16 protein-coding genes are annotated in these 15,698 nt (G+C 70.8%); 9 read left to right on the top strand and 7 right to left on the bottom strand.

What is annotated here, in order from left to right:
* Positions 1-15: 15 nt before the first annotated feature.
* The 5 genes from ACIGDI_RS09520 to ACIGDI_RS09540 all read right to left on the bottom strand — a co-directional run bounded on the left by ACIGDI_RS09520 (position 16) and on the right by ACIGDI_RS09540 (position 2,875).
* Positions 16-660 carry a TetR/AcrR family transcriptional regulator gene (locus ACIGDI_RS09520; protein WP_399893103.1) on the bottom strand — a complete coding sequence of 215 codons (645 nt, stop codon included), beginning with the start codon at positions 658-660 and terminating at the stop codon, positions 16-18.
* On the bottom strand, positions 657-1,346 hold the full coding sequence (locus ACIGDI_RS09525) for a DUF4166 domain-containing protein (RefSeq protein ID WP_399893106.1): 690 nt from the start codon (positions 1,344-1,346) through the stop codon (positions 657-659). Before ACIGDI_RS09525 ends, ACIGDI_RS09520 begins: the two co-directional genes overlap by 4 nt.
* Complete coding sequence (locus ACIGDI_RS09530) at positions 1,343-2,107, bottom strand: hypothetical protein (RefSeq protein ID WP_272178870.1); 765 nt, start codon at positions 2,105-2,107, stop codon at positions 1,343-1,345. The genes ACIGDI_RS09525 and ACIGDI_RS09530 overlap by 4 nt, the downstream gene beginning before the upstream one ends.
* Positions 2,108-2,240: 133 nt before the next feature.
* Entirely contained in the window at positions 2,241-2,534 is a 294-nt protein-coding gene (locus tag ACIGDI_RS09535) for an MTH1187 family thiamine-binding protein (RefSeq protein ID WP_399893110.1), read from the bottom strand.
* Positions 2,531-2,875: a DUF3817 domain-containing protein gene (locus tag ACIGDI_RS09540; RefSeq protein ID WP_399893114.1), complete on the bottom strand. Its 345-nt coding sequence runs from the start codon at positions 2,873-2,875 to the stop codon at positions 2,531-2,533. Before ACIGDI_RS09540 ends, ACIGDI_RS09535 begins: the two co-directional genes overlap by 4 nt.
* A gap of 188 nt (positions 2,876-3,063) precedes the next feature.
* Here ACIGDI_RS09540 and ACIGDI_RS09545 point away from each other — a divergent pair, with 188 nt between their 5' ends.
* From ACIGDI_RS09545 to ACIGDI_RS09560, 4 genes are all read left to right on the top strand, one after another.
* Complete coding sequence (locus ACIGDI_RS09545; RefSeq protein WP_200699373.1) at positions 3,064-3,696, top strand: AIM24 family protein; 633 nt, start codon at positions 3,064-3,066, stop codon at positions 3,694-3,696.
* Position 3,697: 1 nt separating this feature from the next.
* The gene (locus ACIGDI_RS09550) at positions 3,698-4,348 is read left to right on the top strand and encodes an AIM24 family protein (protein WP_200699372.1); all 651 of its coding nucleotides are present in this window, start codon (positions 3,698-3,700) and stop codon (positions 4,346-4,348) included.
* Between the two features lie 2 nt (positions 4,349-4,350).
* Positions 4,351-5,148, top strand: coding sequence for an AIM24 family protein (locus ACIGDI_RS09555; protein WP_200699371.1), 798 nt, complete (start codon positions 4,351-4,353; stop codon positions 5,146-5,148).
* 95 nt (positions 5,149-5,243) lie between these two features.
* On the top strand, positions 5,244-5,720 hold the full coding sequence (locus ACIGDI_RS09560; RefSeq protein ID WP_200699370.1) for a MarR family winged helix-turn-helix transcriptional regulator: 477 nt from the start codon (positions 5,244-5,246) through the stop codon (positions 5,718-5,720).
* Between the two features lie 104 nt (positions 5,721-5,824).
* On the opposite strand, the gene meaB is transcribed toward ACIGDI_RS09560, so the two are convergent.
* Both meaB and ACIGDI_RS09570 read right to left on the bottom strand, forming a co-directional pair.
* Positions 5,825-6,781 (bottom strand): methylmalonyl Co-A mutase-associated GTPase MeaB, encoded by a 957-nt coding sequence (gene meaB / locus ACIGDI_RS09565; protein WP_399893119.1) that lies wholly within the window; start codon positions 6,779-6,781, stop codon positions 5,825-5,827.
* A gap of 37 nt (positions 6,782-6,818) precedes the next feature.
* Positions 6,819-8,021, bottom strand: coding sequence for an acetyl-CoA C-acetyltransferase (locus ACIGDI_RS09570; RefSeq protein ID WP_399893122.1), 1,203 nt, complete (start codon positions 8,019-8,021; stop codon positions 6,819-6,821).
* A gap of 148 nt (positions 8,022-8,169) precedes the next feature.
* On the opposite strand from ACIGDI_RS09570, the gene mce reads away from it, so the two are divergent.
* The 5 genes from mce to ACIGDI_RS09595 all read left to right on the top strand — a co-directional run bounded on the left by mce (position 8,170) and on the right by ACIGDI_RS09595 (position 15,658).
* A complete protein-coding gene (mce, locus tag ACIGDI_RS09575; protein ID WP_093906564.1) occupies positions 8,170-8,610 on the top strand; it encodes a methylmalonyl-CoA epimerase in 441 nt (146 codons plus the stop codon).
* Positions 8,611-8,819: 209 nt separating this feature from the next.
* Positions 8,820-12,701 (top strand): polarized growth protein Scy, encoded by a 3,882-nt coding sequence (gene scy / locus ACIGDI_RS09580; RefSeq protein WP_399893126.1) that lies wholly within the window; start codon positions 8,820-8,822, stop codon positions 12,699-12,701.
* A gap of 183 nt (positions 12,702-12,884) precedes the next feature.
* Positions 12,885-13,820: a cellulose-binding protein gene (locus ACIGDI_RS09585; RefSeq protein ID WP_142142541.1), complete on the top strand. Its 936-nt coding sequence runs from the start codon at positions 12,885-12,887 to the stop codon at positions 13,818-13,820.
* Between the two features lie 108 nt (positions 13,821-13,928).
* On the top strand, positions 13,929-14,885 hold the full coding sequence (locus tag ACIGDI_RS09590) for an ABC transporter ATP-binding protein (protein ID WP_399893129.1): 957 nt from the start codon (positions 13,929-13,931) through the stop codon (positions 14,883-14,885).
* Between the two features lie 2 nt (positions 14,886-14,887).
* On the top strand, positions 14,888-15,658 hold the full coding sequence (locus ACIGDI_RS09595; protein WP_399893132.1) for an ABC transporter permease: 771 nt from the start codon (positions 14,888-14,890) through the stop codon (positions 15,656-15,658).
* Positions 15,659-15,698 lie beyond the last annotated feature (40 nt).

Here is a 15,698-nt window from a genome sequence, read left to right on the forward strand (position 1 = left end):
GGGGGTGCGGTCTTTTCAGGCTCGGCGGCGTAGGTGGTGGCGGATCGCTCGTTGGGCCATGGGGCCCAGGTCCTCCAGGGCCGCCACCAGGGCGCCCAGTTGTTCCAGGGCGTCCAGGGCCGCGTGGGCTCCCTGGCGGTCGACTCCCTCGTAGAGTTCGATGCCCACGAAGGACGCCGCGACGGCGCGGGCCAGGCCTCTCGCGTCGGCGAACTCCCCGAAGGGGGTGTTGGGCAGGACTCGGGTGAGGGTCCTCTCTATCTCCGCGATCCAGAGGTCGAGGCCCGCTGCGGTGGCCGGTCCCAGCGAGGCGTGGGTCTGGGCGCCGGCCAGCAGTTGGCCCAGGAGGGCCACGTGGCCTCCCTCGCGTTCCTCTTCGTGGATGCGTCGGCCCAGCGTGAGGAGTTCGGACAGGGACGTGACCGCGGCCAGGCGGGTGCGGTAGCGGCCGACCGCCTGTTCGGCGCCGTGCCGGCAGGCCGCGGCCAGGAGTTCGTCCACGGAGCCGAAGTGGTAGAAGACCAGGGCCTGGTTGACTCCTGCCGCTGACGCGATGGTGCGGGCCGAGGTCTTTGCGATGCCCTGCTCGGTGAGGACGTTCAGGGCCCCCTCGAGCAGTTTGGTCTTCGTCTCCCGGGACTTGGCCGTCTCCGGGCTCATGCTCGGCGCTCCTCGCGCACCGGTCGCAGGCCCGGGCGGATGGCCTTGCGGATGTCCGTGTACGACGCCTCGAAGGAGCCCTCGTAGCCGAAGAGCGGGCCGAAGTGTCTGTTCACCACGCTCACTTGGATGTGGAAGCGGTTCGTCGGCTCGTCGTAGGACTCGCGCACCTGTGCCGTGGCGCCGATCAGTTCGGGGACCCTGACGTCCACCATGCCCTCTCTGAAGCGGTGTTCGCCCGAGCGGATGAGGAGGGAGCCGTCCGGCTCGGCGTGCAGGTGGAGGTCGCTGGCGAGGTGCTGGTGGGTGCCCAGGTAGTCCAGGACGCGGTCCTTCTTGGGGCTCAGGACCATCTGGGCGTCGAAGCGGCGGGGGCGGCCGGGCAGGTCGAAGGTGCGCACGAAGCTCACCGTCTCACGGCCGAAGGTGTCCGTGTACGGGACGTTCTCGATCACGAAGGGGACGTCACGGCCGGGGCTGGGGACCAGGATGTTGCGGGTCGCGCCGAGGGCGAGGAAGGGCTTCACCCAGGGCGCGCCGTGCCAGATGCGATCCATCACACCGCGGCCGGTGCACGCCTCGCCGCTCGCCAGGCCGACCGAGAAGCGGCGCCGGAGTTGAGGGTGGAGGCGGTCGAAGTCGGCTCCCATGGCGGTGCGGAAGATCGACCGAGTCCTCGTCGTCATCGGGGCGTCCCCAGGGTGCGCAGGAGGCGGGGGGCGCGCACGGGCGTGGGGGGTGTGCGCAGGCAGCGGCGGGCCGCCGGGGTGCAGGGCAGCGGTGCGGTGAACAGGGCCAGGGAGATGGTCACCGCCAGCAGCAGGGGCCAGGCGTAGGCCATCGGCGCCGCCAGGGGGCCCGACAGCCGCAGGAACCGGTGTTCCAGGCCGAACCCGGCGCAGCCCGCGGTGACCAGGAGGGCGCGTACGAGCAGTTCGGCCAGCCAGTTGCGCAGCGCCCGCTCCGGGGTGATGCCCCGCTCCAGCCAGAGGCGGAGGCGGTCGAAGGACCAGGCCGTCGCCCAGCCCATCAGGGGGCGGAGCAGGAGGAGGTCGGCCGCCTTGCCGAAGGCGCCCCAGCGGGGGCGGTAGTCGTAGCCGGTGAGGAAGCGGACTCCGTCGCCGTCCGGGACGTAGCGCCAGTAGCCGCTGCCCTCGGCCAGCAGGGAGAGGGGGTGCGGGGAGGAGAAGCGGAGGGCGGAGGTGCGGGTGCCGTCCGGGCGCTCCCGCTCCCCCGCCGAGACGCCGGTGCCGGCGACGGTGAGGAAGGGCAGCACCCGGGTGGCGTAACGGAAGTGCTGCGGTTCCCCCTCGGTGCGGGGCAGGTGGGAGATCTCCGTGAAGCGGAGGTCCCAGCGCTGGTGGGCGGCGGGGTTCTGGGTGTGGGTCCAGAGGTCTTCCAGGTGCGTGTGGATGCGCGCCTCCACATAGAGCCCGGTCCGGGCCATGCGTCCCCCAGGGTTGTCGACGAGTTTTTGAGCGACTGCTCAAGTGAGGGTACGTTGTTTTGAGCGAACGCTCAAAGGGGTGGTGTGAAAAAACCCCGGCTCTTGCGGGCCAGGGTTTTTCGGGCTCTGAGGGCTACTGGGCCAGGTGCCGTTCCACCGTTTCCACCTTCGAGGTGAGGCCGTCGGTGACACCGGGGCGGATGTCCGCCTTGAGGACCAGGGAGACGCGGGGCGCACGTGCCTCCACGGCGGCCACGGCCCGCCTGACGACGTTCATCACCTCGTCCCACTCGCCCTCGACGCTGGTGAACATCGCGTCGGTCCGGTTGGGCAGGCCGGACTCGCGGACCACGCGGACGGCGTCGGCGACGTACTCCCCGACGTCCTCGCCGACCCCGAGCGGGGTCACGGAGAAGGCGACGATCATGCGTTCACGATCCCTTCCGCGCGGGCGCGGGAGGCGATGACCTCGTCCTCGGCGGCCCGCTTGAGCTTGCGCTCCGCGAAGAACCCGCCCGTCGGCAGGACGGAGAGGACGAAGTAGACGGCGGCGGTCCGCAGCGGCCACTTGGTGCGGTTCCAGGCGTCGGCCCAGAAGATCACGTACAGGATGAACAGAACGCCGTGGACCATGCCCATCACCGGCACCGCGTTGAAGTCCGTCGTCCGCTTCAGTACGGAGCAGAGCAGCAGGAGCAGGAAGGAGACGGCCTCGGGAGCCGAGACGAGTCGGAGGCGTCGGATGGCGGTGGCGGTCTTGAGGTCCACGGGTCACCTTCGGTGGGAGACAGGTCGCTCTTTGTGAACGGATGCACAAGCGCTCCCCATTGTGACAAAGGGGCGAGCGGACGTGGGTCGGGGGGTGGCGGCAGGGCCTAAGGGTCGGGTCAGGGGCGGAGTCCACCCGTGGGATCTGTTGTGTCCACCCGCCCTGCGGCTACCTTCACTGCGTGGCGATGTTCCGACTTCAAGGCACCAAGGTGCTCGCCGTCGAGATGACCGGGGACGCCGTCAAGGCGAAGAACGGCTCGATGGTCGCGTACGACGGTCAGATGGCGTTCAAGAAGCTCAGTGGCGGTGGGGAGGGGCTGCGGGGGATGGTGACGCGGCGCCTCACCGGTGAGCAGATGACGGTGATGGAGGTGCGGGGGCAGGGAACGTGCTGGTTCGCCGACCGCGCGTCCGAGATCAACCTGGTCAGTCTCCAGGGGGACAAGCTGTTCGTGGAGTCGAGCAACCTGCTCGCCACGGACGCGGGCCTGCGCACCGGCACGACCTTCACCGGTCTGCGGGGGGCCTCCCAGGGAAACGGGCTGTTCACGACCACCGTCGAGGGGCACGGACAGGCGGCGATCATGTCGGACGGGCCGGCGGTGGTGCTGCGGGTGAGCGCGCAGTACCCGCTGACCGTCGACCCCGGCGCGTACATCGCGCACCAGGGGAACCTGCGGCAGTCCTTCCAGTCCGGTGTGACCTTCCGCACCCTTCTCGGGGAGGGCGGCGGCGAGGCCTTCCAGATCCGGTTCGAGGGGGACGGGCTCGTGTACGTCCAGCCGAGCGAGCGGAACACGATCGCGGGGGACGTCTGACATGGGCTTCCGGGAGATCAACTCCAAGATGGTCGAGGCCACGGTGGTGCCGGGCCAGCGGCTGTTCAGTCAGCGCGGCGCGATGCTCGCGTACAAGGGCGAGGTGTCCTTCACGCCCAACATGCAGGGCGGCCAGGGCGGGATCATGTCGATGATCGGCCGCCGGGTGGCCAACGAGGCGACGCCGCTGATGAGCGTCGAGGGCAGCGGGACCGTGCTGTTCGGGCACGGCGGCCACCACGTCCAGGTCATCGACCTCACCGGCGACACCCTGTACGTGGAGGCGGACCGGCTGCTCGCCTTCGAGGGCACGCTCCAGCAGGGCACGATGTTCATGGGCTCGCAGGGCGGGGTCATGGGCATGGTGCGCGGGCAGGTCACCGGGCAGGGACTGTTCACCACGACCCTGAAGGGCCATGGGTCGGTGGCCGTCATGGCGCACGGCGGGGTCTTCGAGGTGCCGATCACCCCGGGGCGGGCCGTGCACGTCGATCCGCAGGCGTACGTCGCCCACTACGGGGACGTGCGCAACAAATTGTCGACCGCCCTCGGCTGGCGCGACATGGTGGGCCGCGGCTCCGGCGAGGCCTTCCAACTGGAGCTCAGCGGCAGCGGCACCGTCTACGTCCAGGCCTCGGAGGAGAAGCTGTGAGCATGTACGGGGCTCCGGGCGGCGGCCCGACGGTCTACGACCCCATGACGCTGCCTGTCGACGACAACGTCAACAAGTACACCTTCTGCGTCGAGCTCAAGGGGAGCCAGTGGTTCCTGCAGAAGGGGAAGATGATCGCCTACTACGGCTCGATGGAGTTCAACGGCGTCGGGCACGGCCGACTCGACCGACTTGTCCGCACGTCCTTTCATTCGCCTCTGCACGCGAGCGACTGGGTCGTGGCGGAGGGCTCGGGCAAGATGCTCCTCGCCGACCGGGCCTTCGACGTGAATTCGTACGACCTGGACGACGGCAACCTGACCATTCGCTCCGGCAACTTGCTCGCTTTTCAGCCAAGTCTCGCCCTCAAGCAATCGATCGTGCCGGGTTTTCTGACACTCATCGGAACCGGAAAGTTCGTGGCCGCATCTAACGGTCCGGTGGTGTTCATGGAACCCCCGATCCGGGTGGACCCGCAGGCGCTCGTCGGCTGGGCCGACTGCCCCTCGCCGTGCCACCACTACGACCACGGCTACATGACCGGCGTGATGGGCGGTCTACGTGCGATGACGGGCCTCGGAGGGGCCTCCGGAGAGGAGCACCAGTTCGAGTTCGTCGGGGCGGGCACGGTCCTGCTCCAGTCGTCCGAGACCCTCATGGCCGAGCAGGCCACGGGGGTGGTTCCGCAGGAGCCCGGAATCCCCGGTTCCGGGGGGCCCTTCACAGGGCCCTCACAGCCGGGAGGGGCACCGCGCCTTCCCGGACAGCTGGGAGACCTCCAGCGTCGCTTCGGGCTGTGAGCGGTAGTCTGCGGAGTGTGACGTCGAACGTGTGCGCACCGTCACGCGAAAACCCTCACTAGTTCGCTTTTCAACTTCTTAGGTAGACTTCATTCATGGAGACCGAGACGGCCACGCGCTGGCTGACCGATGCGGAGCAGTGCGCCTGGCGCACCCACCTGGAGGTCAACAGGCTGTTGACGTACCAGCTCGAACGGGACCTGCAGCCGTTCGGCCTGACAATGAACGACTACGAGATCCTGGTGAACCTCTCCGAGTCGGAGGACGTACGGATGCGGATGAGTGACCTCGCGTCCGCCACCCTCCAGTCCAAGAGCCGGCTCTCCCACCAGATCACCCGCATGGAGAACGCGAACCTCGTCCGCCGGGAGAACTGCGAGTCCGACCGGCGCGGCCTGTACGCGGTGCTGACCGAGCACGGCATGGAGACGATGCAGAAGGTCGCACCGCACCATGTGGCGTCCGTACGGCGGCACTTCATCGATCTGCTGTCCCCCGAGGCCCTGTCGGAACTCGACAAGGCCCTCAAGCCCATCCAGGAACACCTGCGCGGGCAGCGGGGTCGCCCCTAGGCGGCCGACCGGCAGGCCGGCGGGCGGAGTCCGAACAGGGCCCCGCCCGCCGGTGCGACCGGGGCCCCGGACCTCGCACTCCGGACGGGGCGGGACGGCGGCGTTCAGCCCTGGGTCAGGCCCGCCACCAGCTCGTCCGCCGCGCGGTACGGGTCCAGTTCGCCGGCGACGATGCGTTCCGCCAGGGCGCTGAGGCGGCGGTCGCCGTGGAGGTCTCCGATGCGTTCGCGCAGGGCCGTGACGGCGATCGTCTCGACCTCGCGGGCCGCGCGGGCCTGGCGGCGCTCGGCGAGGACGCCGCGCTCCTCCATCCACGCGCGGTGCTTCTCCAGAGCCTCCACGACCTCGTCGACGCCCTCCGCGCGCGCGGCGACCGTCTTGACGATCGGGGGCCGCCAGTCGCCCGGGCCGCGGGACTCACCGAGGCTCAGCATGTGGTTGAGCTCGCGGGCGGTGGCGTCGGCGCCGTCGCGGTCGGCCTTGTTGACGACGTAGACGTCGCCGATCTCCAGGATTCCGGCCTTGGCCGCCTGGATGCCGTCGCCCATGCCGGGGGCCAGCAGGACGACGCTGGTGTCGGCCTGGGAGGCGATCTCCACCTCCGACTGGCCGACGCCGACCGTCTCGACCAGGATCACGTCGCAGCCCGCCGCGTCCAGGACGCGGATGGCCTGCGGGGCCGCCCAGGCGAGCCCGCCGAGGTGGCCGCGGGTCGCCATCGAGCGGATGTAGACGCCCGGGTCGGAGGCGTGCTCCGACATGCGGACGCGGTCACCGAGCAGGGCGCCGCCCGAGAAGGGGGAGGACGGGTCGACGGCAAGGACGCCGACCCGCCTGCCCTGCTTGCGGTACGCCGTCACCAGCGCCGACGTGGACGTGGACTTGCCGACGCCTGGTGAGCCCGTCAGACCGACCACATAGGCGTTGCCCGTCAGCGGGGCGAGTGTCTCCATGACCTCCCTGAGCTGCGGGGACGCCCCCTCCACCAGGGAGATCAGCCGGGCCACGGCTCGCGGCCGGCCTTCCCTCGCCTGGGCGACGAGTGTGGAGACGTCCTGCATCACAGCTCCGTTCAGAGAGGTACGTACGACAGAGGGTTCAGGCCTTGGGTACCCGCACGATCAGCGCGTCACCCTGACCGCCGCCGCCGCACAGGGCGGCCGCGCCGACACCGCCGCCCCGGCGCTTGAGCTCCAGGGCCAGGTGCAGGACGAGACGGGCGCCGGACATGCCGATCGGGTGGCCCAGGGCGATCGCACCGCCGTTGACGTTCACCTTTTCCGTGGACACGCCGAGGTCCTTCATTGACTGCACCGCGACGGCGGCGAAGGCCTCGTTGATCTCGACGAGGTCGAGGTCCTCGACGCTCAGGCCCTCCTTCTTCAGGGCGTGCTGGATGGCGTTCGACGGCTGCGACTGCAGGCTGTTGTCCGGGCCGGCCACGTTGCCGTGGGCGCCGATCTCGGCGATCCAGTCCAGGCCCAGCTCCTGCGCCTTGGCCTTGCTCATCACGACCACGGCCGCCGCACCGTCCGAGATCTGGGAGCTGGTGCCCGCGGTGATCGTGCCGTCCTTGGTGAAGGCCGGGCGCAGCTTGCCCAGGGACTCCACGGTGGTGTCGCCGCGGATGCCCTCGTCCTTGCTGAAGACGACCGGCTCGCCCTTGCGCTGCGGGATCTCGATCGGGGTGATCTCGGCCTCGAAGATGCCGTTCTTCTGGGCGGCCGCCGCGCGCTGGTGGGACAGGGCGGCGATCTCGTCCTGCTCGGGGCGCTGGATGCCGAGGCGCGTGTTGTGCTTCTCGGTCGACTGGCCCATGGGGATGTTCTCCCACGGGTCGGTCAGGCCGTCGTACGCCATGGCGTCGAGCATCTCGATCGCGCCGTACTTGAAGCCCTCGCGGGACTTCGGCAGCAGGTGGGGGGCGTTGGTCATGGACTCCTGGCCGCCCGCGACGATCACGTCGAACTCGCCGGCGCGGATCAGCTGGTCGGCGAGGGCGATGGCGTCGAGGCCGGACAGGCACACCTTGTTGATCGTGAGCGCCGGGACGCTCATCGGGATGCCCGCCTTCACGGCGGCCTGGCGGGCCGGGATCTGGCCCGCGCCGGCCTGGAGCACCTGGCCCATGATCACGTACTGCACCTGGTCGCCGCCGATCCCCGCACGGTCGAGGGCGGCCTTGATCGCGAAGCCGCCGAGGTCGGCTCCGGAGAAGGACTTCAGCGAGCCCAGCAACCGTCCCATGGGCGTTCGGGCGCCCGCGACGATCACCGAGGTCGTGCTGTTCGTTCCAGTCATGAGGTGCGATCCCCTTCCGGCTGCACTGCCGAGGAGTGAACGAGGGTTTACTTCGAATGTACTGAGTGGCACTCCGTGCCGTCACCGGGCCGTCGGTGTGATCGCGCGCACGTTGCGTAACCATCCGAAGAGCGCTGCACTGACAAACATGCTGACGCGAATCGACCACATCGGAATCGCCTGTTTCGATCTCGACAAGACCGTCGAGTTCTACCGGGCCACGTACGGCTTCGAGGTGTTCCACTCCGAGGTCAACGAGGAGCAGGGCGTCCGCGAGGCCATGCTGAAGATCAACGAAACCTCGGACGGCGGAGCCTCCTACCTGCAGCTCCTGGAGCCGACGCGACCCGACTCGACGGTCGCCAAGTGGCTCGACAAGAACGGCGAGGGCGTCCACCACATCGCTTTCGGTACGGCGGATGTCGACGGCGACGCCGCCGACATCAAGGACAAGGGCGTACGCGTTCTGTACGAAGAGCCGCGACGTGGCTCCATGGGGTCACGGATCACGTTCCTGCACCCCAAGGATTGTCACGGCGTACTGACAGAACTGGTCACTTCGGCGCCTGTTGAGTCACCTGAGCACTGACCGCCGTACATATGGGCCGGTAGGGTTGGGGGCGGTCGCTCCTCGAACCGGGGTGGCCGCACGCCGGGGTCCGGGTTTCGGGGGGCGAGCGCGGGGCAGCAGCCCATGCTCCGCCGTTGATCTGACACCATTCCCCGGGGGCTCCGTCCGTCGGACGGACGGAGCTCGTATGGCCAGACATGCGACCAGGGGACGGATGGGACCGCGCAGTGCGGGGCTACGAACGCCAGGAGCGAGAGCCGGCGGCTGACGTCGACCACCTCTCTCGGTTCGAGGCCGAGATGGATCGGCTGAAGACCGAGCGGGAGAAGGCGATCCAGCACGCCGAGGACCTCGGCTACCAGGTCGAGGTGCTGCGCGCCAAGCTGCACGAGGCGCGCCGCACCATCATGTCCCGGCCCGCCTTCGACGGCGGTGACCTCGGCTACCAGGCCGAACAGCTGCTGCGCAACGCGCAGATGCAGGCCGACCAGCTGCGCCAGGAGGCCGAGCGCGAGCTGAGCCAGGCCCGGGCGCAGACCCAGCGCATCCTGCAGGAGCACGCCGAGAACGCCGCCCGGCTGCAGGCCGAGCTGCACCAGGAGGCGGTCACCCGCCGCCAGCAGCTGGACCAGGAGCTCGCGGAGCGCCGGCAGACCGTCGAGTCGCACGTCAACGAGAACGTGGCCTGGGCGGAGCAGCTGCGGGCCCGTACGGAGTCGCAGGCCCGCAGGCTGCTGGACGAGTCCCGTGCCGAGGCCGAGCAGGCCATGGCCGCCGCCCGCGCGGAGGCCGAGCGGCTGACCGAGGAGGCCCGGCAGCGGCTGCAGAGCGAGGCCGAGTCGGCGCGCGCGGAGGCGGAGCAGCTGCTGCGCCGGGCGCGCGCGGACGCCGAGCGCCTGCTGAACGCCGCGTCCACGCAGGCCCAGGAGGCCACCGACCACGCCGAGCAGCTGCGCAACTCCACGGTTACGGAGTCGGATTCGGCCCGCCGGCAGGCGCAGGAGCTCAGCCGCGCCGCCGAGCAGCGCATGGCCGAGGCCGAGGAGGCGCTGCGCAAGGCGCAGGCGGAGGCCGACAAGCTCGTCACCGAGGCGACCGCGCAGGCCGAGAAGGCCCTCTCCAGCGCCGAGTCGGCCAACGAGCAGCGCACGCGCACGGCGAAGGAGCAGGTCGCCCGGCTGGTCCAGGAGGCCACCAAGGAGGCCGAGGCGACCAAGGCGGACGCCGAGCAGGCCGTCGCGGACGCCCGCGCCGAGGCCGAGCGGATCGTCGCCGAGGCCGCCGAGAAGGCCCGGACGATCACCGCCGAGGAGAGCGCCACCCAGCTGTCGAAGGCGGCCAAGACCGCCGAGGACGTCCTCAACCGCGCGCAGGAGGACGCCAGGAAGACCACCAAGGCCGCCGCCGAGGAGGCCGAGCGGATCCGCTCCGAGGCCGAGGCCGAGGCGGACCGGCTGCGTGCCGAGGCGCACGACCTGGCCGAGCAGCTCAAGGGCGCGGCCAAGGACGACACCAAGGAGTACCGCGCCAAGACGGTCGAGCTGCAGGAGGAGGCCCGCCGGCTGCGCGGCGAGGCCGAGCAGCTGCGCTCCGACGCGGTCGCCGAGGGCGAGAAGATCCGCGCCGAGGCCCGCAAGGAGGCCGTGGCGCAGATCGAGGAGGCCGCCAAGACCGCCGAGGAGCTGCTCTCCAAGGCGAAGGCGGACGCGGACGAGCTGCGCCAGAGCGCGACCACGGACAGCGAGAAGGTCCGCACCGAGGCCATCGAGCGGGCGACCACGCTGCGCCGGCAGGCCGAGGAGACCCTGCAGCGCACCCGTCAGGAGGCCGAGCGGCACCGCGAGGAGGTCGCCGAGCAGGCCGAGGGCATCAGGGCGGAGGCCGAGCGGGCCGCGCGCGAGCTGCGCGAGGAGACCGAGCGGGCCATAGAGACCCGCCGCGCGGAGGCCGCCGCGGAGCTGACGCGGCTGCAGTCCGAGGCCGAGGACCGGCTGACCGCCGCCGAGCGGGCGCTGACCGAGGCCCGCGAGGAGGCCGGGCGCATCCGCCGCGAGGCCGCCGAGGAGGGCGACCGGCTGCGCGCCGAGGCCGCCGAGCGGATTCGCACGCTTCAGCAGCAGGCCGAGGAGGAGGCCCAGCGGCTGCGCGACGAGGCCGCGTCGGACGCGTCGGCCTCCCGTGCGGAGGGCGAGGCCATCGCCGTACGCCTGCGTTCGGAGGCCGCGGCCGAGGCCGAGCGGCTGAAGTCGGAGGCGCAGGACACCGCCGACCGGGTGCGGGCCGAGGCGCAGGCCGCCGCCGAGCGGCTGGGCACCGAGGCGTCGGAGACGCTGGCCGCGGCCCAGGAGGAGGCCAACCGGCGCCGCCGCGAGGCCGAGGAACTCCTCAGCGCCGCGCGCACCGAGGCCGACCAGGAGCGCCGGCAGGCCCGGGAGCAGAGCGAGGAGCTGCTGGCCTCCGCCCGCAACCGGGTCGAGGAGGCGCAGACCGAGGCGGTCCGGCTGGTCGAGGAGGCCGACCGGCGTGCCAACGAGATGGTGTCCGCGGCCGAGCTCCACGCCCAGCAGGTACGGGACTCCGTGGCCGGGCTGCACGAGCAGGCCCAGGAGGAGATCGCCGGGCTGCGCAGCGCCGCCGAGCACGCGGCCGACCGCACCCGGCGGGAGGCCGAGGAGGAGTCGGACCGGGTCCGCGCCGACGCCTACGCGGAGCGGGAGCGGGCCACCGAGGACGCCAACCGCATCCGGCGCGAGGCCGCCGAGGAGACGGACGCCGCCAAGGCGCTCGCCGAGCGCACCGTCTCGGAGGCGATCGCGGAGGCGGAGCGGCTGCGCTCGGACGCGGCCGAGCACGCGCAGCGGGTGCGTACGGAGGTCTCGGACGCCCTCGCGGAGGCGGACCAGGCGGCCGCGCGTACCCGGGCGGACGCCCGCGAGGACGCCAACCGCATCCGGTCGGACGCGGCGACGCAGGCCGACACGCTCATCACCGAGGCGCGCAACGAGGCCGAGCGGCTCACCACGGAGACCGTCCGGGACACCGACAAGCTGCGCACCGACACGGTCGCCGAGGCCGAGCGGACGCGGGCCGAGGCGGTCGCCAAGGCCGAGAAGCTCATCGCGGACGCCACCGGCGACGCCGAGCGGCTGCGCGCGGAGGCCGCCGAGACCGTGGGCTCCGCCCAGCAGCACGCCGAGCGGATCCGCAGCGAGTCCGAGCGGGCCAAGGCCCAGGCGGCGGCGGAGGCCGAGCGGCTGGTCAACTCGGCGCGCGAGGAGGCCGAGCGCACCCTGGACGAGGCCCGCAAGGACGCCAACAAGCGGCGTCAGGACGTGGCCGAGCAGGTCGACACGCTCATCACGGAGACCACGGCCGAGGCCGACAAGCTGCTCACCGAGGCGCAGCAGCAGGCGCACCAGACGACCGCCGAGGCGGAGGCGCAGGCCGACACCATGGTGGGCGCGGCCCGCAAGGAGGCCGACCGGCTGGTGTCGGAGGCGACGGTCGAGGGCAACTCGCTGGTGGAGAAGGCCCGTACGGACGCGGACGAGCTCCTGGTCGGCGCCCGTCGCGACGCCACGCAGATCCGGGAGCGCGCGGAGGAGCTGCGCGACCGCATCACGGGCGAGATCGAGGCCCTGCACGAGCGGGCCCGCCGCGAGGCCGCCGAGACGATGAAGTCCACCGGCGACCGCTGCGACGCGCTGATCAAGGCCGCCGAGGAGCAGCTCGCCAAGGCCCAGGCGAAGGCCAAGGAGCTGGTGTCGGAGGCCAACTCCGAGGCCGGCAAGGTCCGTATCGCCGCCGTGAAGAAGGCCGAGGGCCTGCTCAAGGAGGCCGAGCAGAAGAAGTCGGCGCTCGTGCGGGAGGCCGAGGAGCTCAGGGCGGAGGCGATCCGCGAGGCCAAGGCCACGGTCGAGGAGGGCAAGCGAGAGCTGGAGATCCTGGTGCGCCGGCGCGAGGACATCCAGGCCGAGATCTCCCGTGTCCAGGACGTCCTGGAGGCGTTGGAGTCTTTCGAGGCCCCGTCGGCGGGCAAGGACGCGGGTGTCAAGGCGGGTGCCGCGGTCGGAGCCCCTCGTTCGGGTAGCAAGCCTTCGGACGGCTGACCGACCGGTCGAATTGCGATGCAGTCAGGGGCCTTTGACCACATTTTTGGCAAGCCGTCCGGGGGTCAGCCACTCAAAAGGGGTGTCATTCTCCAGATCAAACACGTATCCGCTCGATGACACACCGCTTCGGCCCCTAGGATTCCCCCTATCACCTCACCGGTCTCATTTGACAGGAACCCCATGAGCGACACTTCCCCCTACGGCTTCGAGCTTGTGCGGCGTGGGTACGACCGCGCTCAGGTGGACGAACGCATCTCCAAGCTCGTCTCCGACCGTGACAGCGCTCTCGCCCGCATCACCGCTCTGGAAAAGCGCATCGAGGAGCTCCACCTCGAGACGCAGAACGCCCAGGCTCAGGTAAGCGACGCGGAGCCGTCGTACGCCGGCCTCGGCGCGCGTGTCGAGAAGATCCTGCGCCTCGCCGAGGAAGAGGCCAAGGATCTGCGCGAGGAGGCCCGGCGCGCGGCCGAGCAGCACCGCGAGCTCGCCGAGTCGGCGGCCCAGCAGGTCCGCAACGACGCAGAATCGTTCGCGGCGGAGCGCAAGGCCAAGGCCGAGGACGAGGGCGTCCGGATTGTCGAGAAGGCCAAGAGCGACGCCTCCCAGCTGCGTTCCGAGGCGCAGAAGGACGCGCAGTCGAAGCGCGAGGAGGCCGACGCCCTCTTCGAGGAGACCCGTGCCAAGGCCGCCCAGGCCGCCGCGGACTTCGAGACGAACCTCGCCAAGCGCCGCGAGCAGTCGGAGCGCGACCTGGCCTCGCGCCAGGCCAAGGCGGAGAAGCGCCTCGCCGAGATCGAGCACCGCGCCGAGCAGCTGCGCCTGGAGGCGGAGAAGCTGCGCACGGACGCCGAGCGCCGCGCCCGCCAGACGGTGGAGACGGCCCAGCGTCAGGCCGAGGACATCGTGGCGGACGCCAACGCCAAGGCCGACCGGATCCGTTCGGAATCCGAGCGCGAGCTGGCCGCCCTCACCAACCGCCGCGACAGCATCAACGCCCAGCTGACGAACGTCCGCGAGATGCTCGCGACGCTCACGGGCGCCGCGGTGGCCGCCGCCGGCACGCCGGCCGACGACGAGCCGATCTCCCGTGGGGTTCCGGCTCAGCAGTCCCGCTAACCAGCAGTACGTCCGAAGGCCCGTACCGTCTCCCCCGGAGGTGCGGGCCTTCGCCGTGCCCGGAGTCCTCGGGTGGCACCGGCCCGGGAGCCGTCTTAGCGTGGCCGCATGATCGAGCTGGCGGGCCTGACGAAGCGTTACGGCGAGAAGGTGGCGGTCAACGACCTGACCTTCACCGTCAGACCCGGCATCGTCACCGGGTTCCTGGGACCCAACGGCGCCGGCAAGTCGACGACGATGCGCATGATGCTCGGTCTCGACCGGCCGACGGCCGGAGACGTCCGCATCGACGGCAAGCACTACGACCGCCTCAAGGATCCCCTGAAGTACATCGGCGCCCTGCTGGACGCGAAGGCGATGCACGGCGGGCGCAGCGCCTACAACCACCTGCTCTGCCTCGCGCAGAGCAACGGCATCCCGCGCAGCCGGGTGGCGGAGGTGCTGGACACCGTCGGTCTCACCGGCGTGGCGAGGAAGAAGGCCAAGGGCTTCTCCCTGGGCATGGGGCAGCGGCTCGGCATCGCGGGCGCGCTGCTCGGCGATCCGCGGATCCTGATGTTCGACGAGCCGGTCAACGGCCTCGACCCCGAGGGCATCCACTGGATCCGGACCCTGATGAAGTCGCTGGCCGCGCAGGGCCGGACGGTGTTCGTCTCCTCCCACCTCATGAGCGAGATGGCGCTCACCGCCGACCACCTGGTCGTCATCGGCCAGGGCCGGCTGCTCGCGGACACCTCCATGGCCGAGTTCATCGAGCAGAACTCGCGCTCCTACGTCCGGGTGCGCAGCCCGCAGCGCGAGCGCCTGCTCGACGTGCTGCACGAGGCCGGCGTCACCGTCGTGGAGTCCGGGAGCGGGGCGCTGGAGGTGGACGGCGGGAAGGCCGAGCACATCGGCGAGCTGGCGGCCCAGCACCAGATCGTGCTGCACGAGCTCAGCCCGCAGCAGGCGTCCCTGGAGGAGGCGTTCATGCGGCTGACCGCCGAGTCCGTGGAGTACCACGCGCATTCCGACCCGCCCGCCGAGCAGCGGTCGGCCTGGGGCGACGACTGGGAGAGGAGCTGAGGATGGCGGCGATCCAGGTGGTGCGGTCCGAGTGGACCAAGATCCGGTCGGTGGCCTCGACCGTGTGGACCCTCTCCCTCGCCGTGGTCGTCACCATCGCCCTCGGCATGCTGATCTCGGCGCTGACGAAGCACGAGTTCGACAACATGAGCGCGAAGGACCGGCTGTCCTTCGACCCGACCTACATCAGTTTCGCCGGCATGAGCCTCGGCCAGCTCGCGATGATCGTGTTCGGGGTGCTGGTCGTGTCCAACGAGTACAGCACCGGCATGATCCGCACCTCGCTGGCGGCCGTGCCGCAGCGCGGCACCTTCCTCGCCGGCAAGATCGGGGTGGCGACCGGCCTCGCGCTCGTCGTCTCCATGGCGACCGGCTTCGCCGCCTTCTTCCTCGGGCAGGCGATGCTGGGCTCGCACAAGGCAGCCCTCGGCGACCCGCACGTGCTGCGCGCGGTCATCGGCGGCGGGCTCTACATGACCCTCATCGCCGTGTTCTCGATGGGGGTGGCCGCGATGCTGCGCTCGCCGATGCTGTCGCTGGGCATCCTGATGCCGTTCTTCTTCCTGATCTCCAACATCCTGGGGAACGTCTCCGCGACGAAGAAGATCGGCCGGTTCCTGCCGGACCAGGCGGGCAGCAAGATCATGCAGGTGGTGCCGAGGATCGACGACGACACCCCGTACGGCCCCTGGGGCGGTCTCGGGATCATGGTGCTGTGGGTGGTCGCTGCGCTGCTCGGCGGGTACGTGTTGCTGCGGAGGCGGGACGCGTGAGCAGGGGCTCAGGTTTTACCTCCTCTTGAGCGGAACCGTC

The organism is Streptomyces sp. NPDC085900 (genome assembly GCF_044540925.1).
GTDB lineage: Bacteria > Actinomycetota > Actinomycetes > Streptomycetales > Streptomycetaceae > Streptomyces > Streptomyces gilvifuscus.

Bases quoted from the DNA above. Each gene is read 5' to 3' on its own strand.
- ACIGDI_RS09535 (WP_399893110.1), bottom strand. From the start codon at position 2,534: ATGATCGTCGCCTTCTCCGTGACCCCGCTCGGGGTCGGCGAGGACGTC.
- ACIGDI_RS09590 (WP_399893129.1), top strand. From the start codon at position 13,929: ATGATCGAGCTGGCGGGCCTGACGAAGCGTTACGGCGAGAAGGTGGCG.
- ACIGDI_RS09595 (WP_399893132.1), top strand. From the start codon at position 14,888: ATGGCGGCGATCCAGGTGGTGCGGTCCGAGTGGACCAAGATCCGGTCG.
- ACIGDI_RS09520 (WP_399893103.1), bottom strand. From the start codon at position 660: ATGAGCCCGGAGACGGCCAAGTCCCGGGAGACGAAGACCAAACTGCTC.
- ACIGDI_RS09585 (WP_142142541.1), top strand. From the start codon at position 12,885: ATGAGCGACACTTCCCCCTACGGCTTCGAGCTTGTGCGGCGTGGGTAC.
- mce (WP_093906564.1), top strand. From the start codon at position 8,170: ATGCTGACGCGAATCGACCACATCGGAATCGCCTGTTTCGATCTCGAC.
- ACIGDI_RS09570 (WP_399893122.1), bottom strand. From the start codon at position 8,021: ATGACTGGAACGAACAGCACGACCTCGGTGATCGTCGCGGGCGCCCGA.
- ACIGDI_RS09560 (WP_200699370.1), top strand. From the start codon at position 5,244: ATGGAGACCGAGACGGCCACGCGCTGGCTGACCGATGCGGAGCAGTGC.
- ACIGDI_RS09550 (WP_200699372.1), top strand. From the start codon at position 3,698: ATGGGCTTCCGGGAGATCAACTCCAAGATGGTCGAGGCCACGGTGGTG.
- ACIGDI_RS09545 (WP_200699373.1), top strand. From the start codon at position 3,064: ATGTTCCGACTTCAAGGCACCAAGGTGCTCGCCGTCGAGATGACCGGG.
- ACIGDI_RS09525 (WP_399893106.1), bottom strand. From the start codon at position 1,346: ATGACGACGAGGACTCGGTCGATCTTCCGCACCGCCATGGGAGCCGAC.
- meaB (WP_399893119.1), bottom strand. From the start codon at position 6,781: ATGCAGGACGTCTCCACACTCGTCGCCCAGGCGAGGGAAGGCCGGCCG.
- ACIGDI_RS09555 (WP_200699371.1), top strand. From the start codon at position 4,351: ATGTACGGGGCTCCGGGCGGCGGCCCGACGGTCTACGACCCCATGACG.
- ACIGDI_RS09530 (WP_272178870.1), bottom strand. From the start codon at position 2,107: ATGGCCCGGACCGGGCTCTATGTGGAGGCGCGCATCCACACGCACCTG.